Origin of the sequence: Microcoleus sp. D2_18a_B4, from assembly GCF_036702475.1 — a bacterium.
Classification (GTDB): domain Bacteria; phylum Cyanobacteriota; class Cyanobacteriia; order Cyanobacteriales; family Microcoleaceae; genus Microcoleus.
In genome coordinates, this window is sequence record NZ_JAUBTL010000011.1 from 10,431 (window position 1) to 23,754 (window position 13,324).

At 47.9% G+C, this 13,324-nt stretch carries 12 protein-coding genes; 7 read left to right on the plus strand and 5 right to left on the minus strand.

All coding sequences use genetic code 11. The features are described 5' to 3' along the window. Window positions 1-140 precede the first annotated feature (140 nt). Together thrC and QUB04_RS09050 are read right to left on the minus strand one after the other, a co-directional pair. Window positions 141-1,439, minus strand: coding sequence for a threonine synthase (gene thrC, locus QUB04_RS09045; RefSeq protein ID WP_333283472.1), 1,299 nt, complete (start codon window positions 1,437-1,439; stop codon window positions 141-143). 487 nt (window positions 1,440-1,926) lie between these two features. Then, window positions 1,927-2,187 carry a MoaD/ThiS family protein gene (locus tag QUB04_RS09050; protein ID WP_333283474.1) on the minus strand — a complete coding sequence of 87 codons (261 nt, stop codon included), beginning with the start codon at window positions 2,185-2,187 and terminating at the stop codon, window positions 1,927-1,929. A 494-nt stretch (window positions 2,188-2,681) separates the two neighbouring features. Between QUB04_RS09050 and QUB04_RS09055 the strand changes: the two genes are divergently transcribed. Then, a complete protein-coding gene (locus QUB04_RS09055) occupies window positions 2,682-2,969 on the plus strand; it encodes a hypothetical protein (RefSeq protein WP_333138507.1) in 288 nt (95 codons plus the stop codon). Window positions 2,970-3,508: 539 nt separating this feature from the next. On the opposite strand, the gene QUB04_RS09060 is transcribed toward QUB04_RS09055, so the two are convergent. Further along, window positions 3,509-4,885: a cytochrome P450 gene (locus tag QUB04_RS09060; protein WP_333283624.1), complete on the minus strand. Its 1,377-nt coding sequence runs from the start codon at window positions 4,883-4,885 to the stop codon at window positions 3,509-3,511. A 138-nt stretch (window positions 4,886-5,023) separates the two neighbouring features. After that, window positions 5,024-5,629 carry a hypothetical protein gene (locus tag QUB04_RS09065; RefSeq protein ID WP_333283476.1) on the minus strand — a complete coding sequence of 202 codons (606 nt, stop codon included), beginning with the start codon at window positions 5,627-5,629 and terminating at the stop codon, window positions 5,024-5,026. A 665-nt stretch (window positions 5,630-6,294) separates the two neighbouring features. Here QUB04_RS09065 and QUB04_RS09070 point away from each other — a divergent pair. The 5 genes from QUB04_RS09070 to QUB04_RS09090 all read left to right on the plus strand — a co-directional run bounded on the left by QUB04_RS09070 (window position 6,295) and on the right by QUB04_RS09090 (window position 11,843). Beyond that, complete coding sequence (locus QUB04_RS09070) at window positions 6,295-6,861, plus strand: COP23 domain-containing protein (protein ID WP_333283477.1); 567 nt, start codon at window positions 6,295-6,297, stop codon at window positions 6,859-6,861. 53 nt (window positions 6,862-6,914) lie between these two features. Next, window positions 6,915-7,340 (plus strand): hypothetical protein, encoded by a 426-nt coding sequence (locus QUB04_RS09075; protein WP_333283479.1) that lies wholly within the window; start codon window positions 6,915-6,917, stop codon window positions 7,338-7,340. A 430-nt stretch (window positions 7,341-7,770) separates the two neighbouring features. Next, window positions 7,771-8,994 carry a COP23 domain-containing protein gene (locus QUB04_RS09080; protein WP_333283481.1) on the plus strand — a complete coding sequence of 408 codons (1,224 nt, stop codon included), beginning with the start codon at window positions 7,771-7,773 and terminating at the stop codon, window positions 8,992-8,994. A 218-nt stretch (window positions 8,995-9,212) separates the two neighbouring features. Beyond that, window positions 9,213-11,453: a phosphoketolase gene (locus QUB04_RS09085; protein ID WP_333283483.1), complete on the plus strand. Its 2,241-nt coding sequence runs from the start codon at window positions 9,213-9,215 to the stop codon at window positions 11,451-11,453. Window positions 11,454-11,531: 78 nt separating this feature from the next. Beyond that, window positions 11,532-11,843: a hypothetical protein gene (locus QUB04_RS09090; protein ID WP_333283485.1), complete on the plus strand. Its 312-nt coding sequence runs from the start codon at window positions 11,532-11,534 to the stop codon at window positions 11,841-11,843. Between the two features lie 321 nt (window positions 11,844-12,164). Here QUB04_RS09090 and QUB04_RS09095 read toward each other — a convergent pair whose 3' ends face one another. After that, entirely contained in the window at window positions 12,165-12,983 is an 819-nt protein-coding gene (locus QUB04_RS09095) for a class I SAM-dependent methyltransferase (RefSeq protein ID WP_333283487.1), read from the minus strand. 153 nt (window positions 12,984-13,136) lie between these two features. On the opposite strand from QUB04_RS09095, the gene QUB04_RS09100 reads away from it, so the two are divergent. Further along, window positions 13,137-13,274: a hypothetical protein gene (locus QUB04_RS09100; RefSeq protein ID WP_333283489.1), complete on the plus strand. Its 138-nt coding sequence runs from the start codon at window positions 13,137-13,139 to the stop codon at window positions 13,272-13,274. Window positions 13,275-13,324 lie beyond the last annotated feature (50 nt).

The window sequence follows — 13,324 nt, forward strand, 5'->3', positions numbered from 1 at the left end:
AGTCCTTAGTCAGTAGTCAGCAGCTTAATAACTAATAACTAATGACTAATGACTGATGACTATTAATCAGTAGTCCTCAGTCAGTAGTCAACAGCTTAATAACTAATAACTAATGACTAATGACTGATGACTAATGACTATTAAACCGAAACTTGTTGCCATTCCAAGCGTTCCAGGGTGCGGGCGCGTTCTAGGGCGCGCTCGAACGCTTCTAGTTTCGGTTCGAGGGTGATGGGTTCGCCGATGTAGCCTTGAACTGCTTCTTGCGTTTTCAAACCGTTGCCGGTGATGTAAGCGACGGTGGTTTCATCGGGATTGATTTTACCTGCTTCTACGAGTTTCTTCAAGACTGCGATGGTCGTGCCGCCTGCGGTTTCTGTGAATATGCCTTCAGTTTCTGCTAGCAGTTTCATGCCTTCGATGATTTCGGTGTCGCTGACGGATTCAATGTTGCCGTTGGTTTTGCGAGCGATTTCCAAGGCGTACATACCGTCGGCTGGATTGCCGATCGCGATCGACTTAGCAATTGTATTCGGTTTCACCGGTTTCACGAAATCACGGTTTTCGCGGAAGGCTTGGGCGATGGGGGAACAGCCGTCAGCTTGGGCACCGCTGAATCGGACTTTCTTTTCATCAACTAAACCGACTTCGATGAATTCTTGAAAACCTTTGTAAATTTTTGTGAACAAAGAGCCGGAGGCGAGGGGAGCGACGATGTGATCGGGCAATTGCCAGCCTAGCTGTTCGGCAACTTCGTAGCCGAGGGTTTTTGAGCCTTCGGAATAGTAGGGACGCAAGTTGATATTGACAAATCCCCAGCCATGTGTATTGGCGACTTCGCAACAGAGGCGGTTAACTTGATCGTAGTTGCCGTGAACTGCCATGACAGTTGGATTGTAAATCAGAGTGCCTAGGACTTTGCCTGCTTCTAAGTCGGAGGGGATGAAGACTACGCAGTCGAGTCCGGCGTGGGCGGCGATCGCAGCGGTGGAGTTAGCTAAATTGCCGGTGCTGGCACAGGATACCGTTGTGAAACCCAATTCTCTGGCTCTGCTGAGGGCGACTGACACCACTCTGTCTTTAAAGCTGAGAGTGGGCATATTGACGGCATCGTTTTTAATATAAAGATTTTTTAGACCGAGGCGGCGCGCCAAGCGGTGGGATTTTAATAGAGGAGTCATCCCAGTGCCGACATCGATGACGTTATCTGTAGCGACTGGTAAAAATGCGCGGTAGCGCCAGATCGAGTTGGGGCCGGCTGCGATGGTTTGGCGAGTGACGCTGCGGCGGATGGCGTCGTAGTCGTACTTGACTTCAAGCGGGCCAAAACAGCAATCGCAGACGTGCTTGGCTTGGAGTTCGTACTCTTCGCCGCATTCTTTACATTTGAGGGCTGTGAAGGTTGCTGCTGTGGATTGGGTTCTGGTCGCCTGGGTCATAGCTCAACTCTCTAGTTTTGCGATGTTTGTTAATTCTTTTCGCAGAATACCACGCTCAAATTAGTGCGTCAACCATACCCGATTTTTTTAGTCGGGATTGATTTTTCAATTAAAAAGTGGTGTATTTAACTTTGATATTTGGGGGGGCGGGACGCCCACACCACAAGGATTTGAGTTGTTTTCACGATCGGGCTCTTAATCCAGATTGTCAGGCCCGCACGCCAGCCCGATCGAGCTCAAGGATGATTTGCCGAAGAAATTGTTACAAAACTTAATAAATCTTTTTTGGGCTAAGAATTGGGCAGTCGTGCGATCGAACACAACTACAAAACCTCGAATTTTTGATTAACTGAGATATTGCACCCTTCTCAAGAACAGGCAAGATGCCTGTTCCACAAGAGATGAATTTTCTTGTGGAACAGGCATCTTGCCTGTTCATAAAAAGCTTATTGAGAATGGTGCAACATTTCAGATTAACCAACTTAGCCTACCCGCCGCTGACGGGGGGGATGAGTACAACTTCGTCGCCGTCTTGGAGGATGGTGTCGGGGGAGACGAATTCCAGGTTGAGGCCGAAGCGGGTGCGATCGCGCCATTGTTCTAATTGAGGATGTTGGGCGATCGAGCTTTCGAGCACTTGAGACACTGGGGTTTCGGGAGGAAGTTCTAATGTAAGTTCCGAAACGCCGTAGGCTTCACCGAAGGCGGCGAACAGTTTAACTGTGACGGTAATTGAAGAGTCAGACACGGTAGTTTAGTGCGATCGACGGTTGGGCAATTATCAACTACACCATACAATTAATTAGGAATTAGGCGCGCCGAGGCTTAGAATTGAAAGCGGCAACCTCTAGTTAAGTTTTACCCCATCGGGTAAAGATGATAGTTGATTGCAGCAAAAACTCTTAACAGGATTGTATGCCGATCGCTCTCACCAACCAGGCGTTAGAAGCAGTTGGCCTCCACTTAGATGCAGCTAGCTAAGGTCTAGTTGGCTGCTGTTGAGGCTAATGCGAGAATAATTTTTGAGGATGCGGTATAGATACTTGACGGTAATTGTGGGAGAGTACAAAAAGATCCCACTAAATTTAGCAGGCAACAACGCAGACAAGGCCTTGTCAACCCGCTTTCCCTGACAAAAAATCAGGTTATCAAGTGAGGCTTGGGATGGTCAAACCTTTGCCCTGCTTAGCAAGCTAGCCGTTCTATCTAAGAAGAATACTGAAGTTAACGCGATAGAGATATATGGCAAATAACGAGTTTAAAGTGCTTCAAATTATTGAAGCTAAAGGCTGGTATGCCTTTGGGAGTACGAAGCAAAACCAGCACGTTGAGAGATGGGTAAGACCTGTCGTGTGTTGGGTTTTAATAGAAGATAAAAAAAAGCGACGGGTTGTGACAGCTACCGCTAGCTATCAGATCCAGATTGACGACAAAGAAGTCGAGTTTTTTGCCCACGAAAGCGAAATTCAGGATCTGGATAGTCTCCCGAAGTCTGTCTCGGTATCGGAATTTCTGAAAACAGAAGATTGAGAGAAGGGCAAAAGGAGCTGATTTAACAAGTTATTAATTATTCCTTAGTGATTCCTTAAACTTGCTGTCGGATTCTATGGGAATTAGAGGCAGAAGCTCTAGATTGCGGAGAGGGGCAGAGGGGAACAGGGGGAGAATTTATATTTTTGCCTTCCCTTCTGCATCTTGTACCCAATGCCGGAAGTAGCCCAAAAAATAAAGAGGCCGGAAGATTGCAGGCAATGCCAACGCGCTTCCGACCTTGCTGAATAACAGGGTATGCATATGTTTTTACAGTATGGCAGGGAGGCTTTTGAGATATCAAGAGGACTATTGCAATCACCCACTTTTGCTTTCAGGCTGTGTTTGCGAGGTTCATACTATTTTAGACTGAGAATTTGAAAATTGAGAGGGGGGAGGCTTACAGGTCAAGGATTCTAGCTATTTATCTGTAGCGGGGGCTACAAAAAATGGTGGCATTGGCGGACGATCGCACATTCTCGCTAAATTGTTTGCACTCAAAGCTGAAAGTTCGATCGCCCGCTGCAACTGCTGCGACTTTAAACCCCACTAACAACAGGTTCACGCTTCTGCTGCGACATCCGCCGCCCCAGCAGGGCCATCCGCACGCCGCCGGCAGGCCCTATAGTCACCCCTCGGCGTTTGGCCTGTACGGGCTTTTTCTCGGCCAATACTAGGTCGAAATCCCGCAAAATGGTTGCCAGCACCAGTTTCATCTCCAACTGCGCCAGCGCCAAGCCGATACAGCGCCGGCTGCCGCCTCCAAAGGGCAAATACTCGTAAGGCGAGAATTGCCTCTCCAAAAACCGTTCCGGTTTAAATTGCAGCGGTTCTGGATACAAATCCTCCCGTCTGTGGGTCAAATAAATCGAGGCGATGACAACCGTGCCCGGTTCGAGTTGATATCCCATCAGTTCCACGGGCGTGAGAACTTCTCGCGAAAACGTCAGCATTGCCACGGGGTAAATTCGCAGCGTCTCCTGACAAACAGCACTCAGGTAAGGTAAGCGGAAAATCTCCATCGGGTCGGGATTTTCCCCCAAACTGTCCAATTCTTGCAGCAACTTCTGGCGCACCGAGGGCAAACTGTGAATCCAGTAAAACGCCCAAGCTAGGGCCGTTGCTGTGGTTTCGTGGCCTGCCAGCAGCAGCGTCATCAACTCGTCGCGCAATTCTTCCTTCGTCATTGGTTGCCCGTTTTCGTCGCGCGCGGCCATCATTAAGCTGAGAATGTCGGTGCGGCTGGCGTCTGGTTGCTGTCTGCGTTCTTCAATTTCCGCGTCGATGAGTGCGTCAACTTTCCGCTGCCGCTGTTTCATGCGTCCCCAAGGACTCCAAGAGCCCCAATCTTGCTGCATCCAGCCGAAAAACAGTATGCTCGATCGCAGGGGAGAGTTGGTCATATCGACGACTGAGGCAAGTAGTGGTCTGAGTGCTTGTAACCGCGGCCCGTCATCCATGCCGAAGACAGCTTGCAATATTACCCGCATGGTGACTTCCTGCATCGCGCTGCGGGCCACAAAAGGTCGATCGACCGACCACTTGCTGGCAACATCTTGAGCTATATCGCAAATTAGTTGACCGTAATTCCGCATCCGTTCCCCGTGAAAGGGTGGCATCAATAATTGGCGCTGGCGTTTGTGCCTTTCTCCTGAGAGGAGAAACATGGATTGTTCTCCCAGCAGGGGTTTGAGGAGGCTGTTCAGGCGGCCTGGAGCGTGAAACGCGCTGCTATTGAGCATCTCTTGGACAGCTTGGGGGTGGTGGATCATCACCAATGGTTTCCCGTTGTTCACTTGAACTGTGAAAATGTCGCCGTATTGTTTGGCACATTTATCCATGAATGTCAGGGGATCGCCAATCCATTGAATTAGCTGCACGAAGCGGGGGCTTTTGGGGCCGTCAGGTAGTGTCATAGGAATTACCGGGGTTTTGGTCACAGGACTTAGCAGCATCAAAAAACCTCAAAGGGTTTGAAGGTTTATTTAATCCCTCCCAACCCTTGTTTTTAAGGGGATAATTGCGTAAGTCTCATCTCCAATAATTTTAATAGCTTATTCTTTAACCGTGTTCAAAATGTCCTCTCCAAGCTCTGTAAAACGCACATTTTTGACTTGCCAAGGAGCATAATTGGTTAAAGTTTGGCGCAGGCCGCCGAACAAAGCTAACATCTGACAACTCGACAGATTTTGCAATTTCTGCCGCGAATTTCCCGATGCTCGCAGATCCACGGTAGCTATTCCGAGGTCGCGATCGATCTTGAGGCGATAACCAGCCAAACCAAGACTATCGAAAATCTGCTGCTTTAACACTTCATTAACCGCCGATGACATTAACTGGTTCTCTGGACCTGTAACTGTTTCCGGCTTCAAAGTTTGACACAAATTATCTACCTTATAAACCGTAACGGTGGCAGTATTTTCTGAGAGGGCAGCACTGCCTAAAACTGAGGCAACCGAGTTAGAAGGCTGCGTTAATTGACTCGATCGAGCCTCAATTTGATTTCCCGTTAGCTGTAGGTGTTGGAACTGAGGGGCGCTTGCTGAGAGTTGCCTTTGGTTTTCGGTTGAGGTAGCTGCATCGGAGCTAGAACAACTGCTACCGCCCATCAAAATTAACCAAACGCCTAAATATCCTAACTGTTTGCAGATACGGTTCATAGTTTTTAATACTCTACTAAACGTCAGTGTATGGAGGGTAAATTTTGGTGGTAGAAAGCACTTAGACCCTGATTACACTCACTTAGAAGTATTTCCCGCAGTACGGAGATGAAAACAAGTTAAGAGTTCTTGTTAATACCGGGATTTTAGTGTTAGATCAGGTAAGAGGGGTGTAACCCTGCACTATCCCTGTCTCAGCAGAGCAAGCTCGCGACCCAGCTCGTAAGTGATATCAAATACCTTGTCAGTGGTGTGATGTACCGTTGCAACTCGATCCCTTCCAAGGTCTGAGGTGAAAAACCTCTTTCCGGTTGGTAAAAGCCTGAGTTTGATTAGTAGTAATGAGGACAGAATTCCGACTGGCGCGCGCATTTTAAGCTCGGCTTCGGAGCGCTTTTTTAACAGCGCCGAAATCGCGGTTAGAGGGAACGTGCAAGTCGCGAACAATATCAAAACTTACGCATCAAGAGCAAAAAAACCGGGTTTTTCAACCAGGCATAAGGGCTGCAACGAAGTGTTTTCGTAAAAAAAACTGGTTTCTGGTCAAGTCGCGAATCACATAATTCCCAAGTCAGCGGAGTTGTAACGAACAGGCGTGTCAAGGGTGTTATCGCAGCATTCGGTGATTTTTGTGCCGAATCTCATAAAAACACAGTGAAAAAATCATGAAACAGCAATTATTGACAAAAGTTTTGGTGGCAACAGCTTGCGCCCTCAGCGGCCTGACGGTTGCTTCTCAACCGAGTTACGGTGGGGGCTCACGGGGGGAAAGTGGATTTTGGTGCAGTACCTCGACCGGCGCACCGGTGACGGTGTACAAAAACCCTAAAGGTGCCGTAGAGCCTTGGATTGAGTGGACTTCCGATTATTTCTCCGGTTCTGGCTACGATCCGGCAACTCGGTGTCAATTAGTGAGTCAACGCCTCGAAACCTATCGCCGCCAACGAATGCTTAAGTACATTACGGCGGGCCAGATGAACGGCCAGAACGTCATCTGCACGGCGAATCAAGTCAATGGGCTGTGTCAAAATTTGATTTATACCCTCAGACCCGGCCAAGACCCGATCGGCTCTTTGTATAATTTGTTGGCTTGGCGCCAAGGATATGTTGGGATGCCGTCTTTTGATGAAACCAGTAAAATTCCTTACATTGATGTCAGGGAAAAGCTAGGGGAAAACACGGATGAGGAGGCGCAACAGCCTTCTTTTTCCCCGCCGTCGGGACAGCCTTAAAGATTGGCAAATTTTCCATCCGATCGCCAATTCCAAGGATTGAGGTGGAAAATTTGGCGCGTCAAACAGCGCTACAAATCCCGACGAGAATATCTCCTGGTTCTGGGACGATCGTCCGCCAGCCGGGCCAAACCTATACGGTGCTGACTAACTTGCACGTTGTGGCGATCGGACTTGTCACCGACGACGGCCTCCTCCACCCACTGCTAGGAGTTCTGAGGTGGCTGGCCAATACCGATCGGGCGATCGTTCTGTTTCGCAGCGCGATCGAGTATAAAATAGCACCATTCAGCCTTGAACCCGGAGCGGTGTCCGAGGCAATGCTGGTAGTCGGCTTTCCTGCGGGTGCTGAGGTTGGGAGTTTCGCTGACCACAAATTTCTTGATGGTACCCGCCACGTGATTTATCCGTGGAGTCAATCCAAAATCGAAAATCGAAAATCCTCAAGGCCCCGCATTTATCCGTGGGGTCGCCTCTAAAATCTCAAATCTAAAATCTAAAATCGATTGACGCGGGCTTCGTTTAGGTGCTGCTACCCAAATCTTTGCCTCAAGGTTATAGCTTGGGCTATACAAATGAGGTTAAAATCGGTAGGAGTCGCGACCCGATTTTTAATGCCAAAGGTTTCTTGGTTGGGATTAACTGTAGGGGCAAGTATCGAGTCCAAATTTTGGCGTCTATGCTTTTGAAGAGGGAAGTGAACCAACAGCGGAAGTATTGGAAAAAATGGTTAAATTTAGTTGGGGAATTCCGATTAGTACAGCAGTTCTCAATCTTGGTGAGGTATGCCCACGGAGGCCTATGCTCTATGCCCTATGCCCTATGCCCTATGCCCGCGAGAGCACCTCATGTTACTGAGAAAGGCTATATATATTTGCAGTTCGCCTCGTTTCATCTAGGGAGTTATCGATGAATGTGTGGAGTTTGCGGTGTGACGCGCTGACAATCATCTTGACAGGTGCATTAACAGTGACGGCGGTTGTCAGCCAACAATATGCTGCCTGTGCCAAAACAGCCGAAGAAATTGCCCAGCTAGCGACATTGACAACTGTGGAAGTCAACAACACGCTGGGTTTTTTTGCTAGTGGATCGGGAGTAATTATTGCCAAACAGGGTAATATTTACACTGTTCTGACAGCTAATCATGTGGTGGCAAGCCTCGCTCAAAAATACAGCATTCGCACTCATTTGGAAAAGGATTATGCTGCGATTAGAATACAGCGCCTACCTAAAAATGACACGGATATAGACTTGGCTTTGATACAGTTTCAGAGCCGAGAACAGTATCCAGTAGCACCACTGGGCGAGTCAGAACGTGCTGTTGTTGGTTCTGCTATTTACGTTTCGGGCTATCCGCTGCCAATTTCGGGAGTTGAACGAAAACTTGAGTTTACGACTGGTATCATCTCTTCTCGCTTGGGCAGCGCCTCATCAGGGTATCGTCTGCGCTACCAAGCTGTAACCAGGCGCGGGATGAGCGGCGGGCCTGTATTTGATGCTGATGGCAGGGTAATAGGAATTCACGGCCAGGGGGATACTGTTGGCACAATTAGGAGTCAGTGGAACGGTCAGATTGAAGAGATAAAAACGGGATTGAACGCGGCAATCCCGATCGATGCTTTTAGGGAGTTGCTATCACAAAATAAGCGTAACGGCTTGGATATTCTCAGCAATCTTTCTATCAGCAGCGCCTCTGGTCAAAACCAACCGCATCTGGGTTATGGAGGATTTGTGTGCGATACCTCCACGGGCGAGCCGGTGACTGTGTATCAAAATCCACAAGGGTTCAGGGAACCTTGGATTCGCTGGAATTCTAATTTCTTTTCGAGTTCTGGCTACGATCCTCTAACTCGCTGCCAACAAGTGACTCAGCGCCTTGAGAATTATAACAGAAATAAACAGCTAAATTATGTGACTGTGGGTATTGTAAATAACCAGAAAGCGATTTGCACGACTAGCCGCGTTAATGGGCCTTGCGAAGGTTTGATCTACACGCTGCGCCACGATCAAGATCCGACTCCTGCACTTAGCAGTTTTTTTGTTTGGCTGCGGAATCAAAAGGCTGTGCCTTCTCTTTCTGAAAGCGGTACTGTGCTGTATATCGATGTCCGGGAACGGCTGGAACAATTTTAGATGGGCGATTTAAGATTTTAGAGGGATTAGTAATGGGTAAACACAGAACCCCGGCTTTTTTTTATAAGTCTGGGTTCTCAGACCACTACTTATTAGCTAAAAAAGTGAGATATTTTACTTATTTATCACTGACATAATAGAACTCATGATTTTTTGGAACACGGAAGCTATAAAATTACTCTTACATTAATCCAATTCAAATTTTTCAGGTATCAAGCATGACAGCAACTACCCCGCAGGCAAAGTCAACAACGCCCGCTTTTTGCGAAGGCATTCAATATTTTTCTGAAACAGTCCCTGGTTTTGATACTTATGGGAAAACACCTGCGATCGCCGAGGGGAGCAAGTCGATCGCCGATCCTGCCGATCCCGTCGCCGTCTTTCAAACGATGCTGGGAGCAGACGCCCTGCGGTACCTGACACTGCAAGTCACCGCCAGCAAGGCATCGGGACATCCGGGGGGTTTTGCTAGCCAAGCTGAGGCTTATGCCGCTTTGGTGATGCTCGGACACAAGAACATTGTCACCGAAGTCGGCCATCACGCCCCCGGCTTTTACAGCGCCATGTTTCTCGATCGATCTTTAGAGGATATGGGAATTTTCAACGTGCAGCAAGTGCGCGATAAATTCCGAGAAAAAGACGGTTTATTAGGACATCTTTCCGGTTTCATTCCCGGCCTTTTAGCACCGGCCGGCCCCCTCGGACAAGGGCAGCATTTCGCAATGGCTGGAGCACTTTTGCACCCCGACAAACTGTTTGCTTTCACAATGGGCGACGGCGGCATGGGCGAACCTTATCCGATGAGCAGCATGGCGCATTTCCACACTGCTTATCCCAAAGCTACTAACTTTTTGCCTGTGTTGGTTTGGAACGGATATTCTCAGGAACATCACAGCATGGTTTCGACTAAAACTAATGCTGAAATGATTGCTTATTGGCAAGGCAACGGTTTTGAAGAAGTTATCTTAGTTGATGCTAAGGAATTTGACGATAAAAATCAACCGGAAGATTATGTTGACAGCACTGCTTTTTCGCTCGAACAGCGCCTGGCATTTACCAAAGCTGTTTTACAAGGAGTTGACAAAGCGGCAAAATCTGCTCTCGGCGGCAAATTAACTGCGTTTATTATCAAACAGTTAAAAGGTGCCGGCGTCCACGCGCGCGGAGCAAAATCTCACAACCTTTATCCGAAAGATACGCTGGATGCTCCGCACATTATCAGTGCTTTAAAAGAGCGCGCTTTAACTGCTGCTGCTTGGGAGTTGGTGCGGACAAATTGCGAGCGTGCGGGCGGCGGACCGGCGGCGAAAACAGTTGTTACTGAGTTTACATTGCCGCTGGCAGATTTAGGCGAATTGCCTTTAGAAGAATTTGCAGTTGGGGGAGAACCGAAGATTTCGACAACAGCAATGGGGGTTTTGGTAGGGAAAGTCGGCGAGTGCGATCGTACTTTTGTTGTGACTAATGCTGACGGCAACGAAGCATCGGCAATTGCCAATATCAACCAAGCTCTTAAGATTATTCACCCGACGACAGATGACCTGTACAATCAATCGCCCAACGGTCAAGTTTACGAACCTTTGAGCGAAGATGCTTGCGCGGGTTTAGCCGTAGGTTTATCGCTATTTGGAGCGCGGAGTTTGTGGTGTTCCTACGAATCTTTTGCCATCAACGGTTTACCAATTTGGCAAACTGTAACCCAAGCAATGGCAGAATTGCGCCGTCCAACTCCGGCAACTGTCACCTTATTTACAGCGGGTGCATTGGAACAAGGCCGCAACGGTTGGACGCACCAGCGGCCGGAAATTGAGGCTTATTTTGCGGCGATGATGCGGAACGGAAATGTGTTTCCTTTGTTTCCACCGGATGCTAACAGCATTCAAGCTTGTTATGAGTGGGCTTTGAGTGCTAAAAATAAGGGAGTTGTGATTACTGCAAGCAAGTCGCCACTGCCAATTCGCACTACTTTGGAACAGACTCGCCAAGGTTTGCAAGACGGTGCAATAGTGCTGCACGAAGTCGATTCTCCCCAAGCTCCCCACAATCAAGGGGGGAGCAAGAAAGTTGTGTTTGCAGTTGTCGGCGACATGACTTTAATGCCAGTATTTGAAGCGGCGGCATTTTTGGAAACAGAAGGGATTGGAGTGCGGATTGTTTCTGTTGTGAATCCCCGGCGTTTGTATCGTGCTAGCGATGTTGCTTGGGATACTTGTTCGGAAGCTGACGGCGGCTTTTTGAGCGATGAGAAATTTGCCGAATTGTTTGGCGGAGATGCCTTGATTGGCGTGACAGGCGGTGCTTCTGGGATGTTGGAACCTGTGATGCTACGGAGCAATTGCAAGCGGGATACTTTCGCTTGGAAGCGGGGGGAAACTACTGCTAGTGCTGGTCAGTTGATGGCGTTTAATGGGTTGACTGCTGAGGCGTTGACTAAAAGGGCGATCGAGCTAGTTCATTAAGCTAGAATGTGAGTGAATGCCCCTGCCTGGTTTTGACTAGGTAGGGGCTAGTAATATTCAAATAGGATGGTGATACCTATGACGGCAAAAATTTTAGAAGAAATAGGTACGCTTGCAGAACAGCGATTGATTCTCCCTGGTTACTATAGTTGGGAGCAATTTGAGGCGATGGAATCTTTGATGGCCGACTCTCCGGGTTTGCGGATAACTTATCTTGATGGGTGGATCGAGTTTATGACACTGGGCGAAGAACATGAAAGCTTTAAAAAAGCGAGCGCTAATATGAAAATTTATAACTTTGATATTAAATCTGTTAGGATCGGAATTATTCTTATCTCTCTTTTCTTCATCTGCGTGAATCTGCGTCAATCCATTGTCATCGGCGGTTAGAAATTTCTATTTTTTTCACCGCAGATGAGGGCATATAAACACAGATTAACGCAGATGAATTAGATAGAGTCCGGTTGCACCGTCCGTGATTGTTGACGGTTGACTGGATTTTACCCCCGACGATACTAGCCGATTTGATATGATACGATTCTAGAGCTATAGGTGCAGCTTTAACCTAATAGCGAGGGCAGAATTTATGGTGTGAAGTTTTTAGTGTTTTACTGGTAGATAAGTTTGCTTTGTTAGCTGGGAATTTAGCGAGAGTGCTAGAGTTTTTGCTGCGGCAGAACATCAATGTTTTGTGAAAAATTGGTCTTAAATTTATGGATTTTTTTCCCCGCAAGCCATCAACCAAAAACTCATCATTAATCGATCGCCCGCAGCTACAAACTCATCCCGCGAAACCAGATAGCTTTCTATTTCCGACTCTGAAATCAACCCCTGTTTGACCATCTGCAAAATGGGGCCGGAGTCAAGCAAAGGTTGAAACGCCTCAATTCCCATGATATCGCTGTGGCTGACAACCGCTTCTAAATCAACGCTAACAAACCCAGCTTCTTTGAGAATGCGGCACAGATTGCGCCCGACGCATAAATTGCCGCCCCGCGATGCTATCACCTGCTTGAATTTCTCCCTGACAATCTCGACTGACCAAGGTGGATTTGTCAGCCAAAACAGATCCGCATCGCTATCGATAATCACCAGTTTGCCGCCGGGTTTCAAGATGCGGAATATTTCTCTAGCTGCTGCGACGGGATCTGGGAGGTGAACGAACAGCAAACGGGCGATCGCAAAATCGAAAGTGTTAGCCGGCAAACCCGTATCCGCAACCGATGCTTGGATGCGCTCTACTCGATCCCCCCCTTTGTCCTGCAAATATGCTACTGCTTTTTCGTGCAGTACCGGGTCAATTTCTACCGCTGTTATCGAACTGTTTGGCAGCAATTCTAACAGTTTTTCGGTAAAAAATCCCGGCCCGCTACCCGCTTCCAAAACTTTCATCCCGTCGGCTAAACCGAACCACTTTAAAGTGCGCGCTTCCTTTTCCCAACTGAGGAGAACTTGAGCTTTTAACCGCTGAATTTCTCCCTCCAATTCCAGATTGAACGTACTGGCTTGATACGAACCTTCGGCTGGCATGAAATTCTCCTTATTCTTACTAGGATACCAGGATTATAATAGAAATATAATCAAATCTCAGATTGAGTTATCTGTGCGTAATATCGTTTCCGGTGGCATGGGAATGATTTAACCACAGAGGACGCAGAGAACGCAGAGTTCGAGAAGAGAGAGATGAATAATTCCGATGAAGTGCGGATTTTGCAAGACAATCATCAGAACTGCGCTTTAGCGCAATTCTCGTTGCCGACCTCCACAACCACAGTTGGCGGACAGATGCAGGACGGAAACCCGGTAATTCCTCTATTGTAAGAAGATGACGGATTACCTAAACTAAAGACGCTGATTTTCCGGCATCCCTT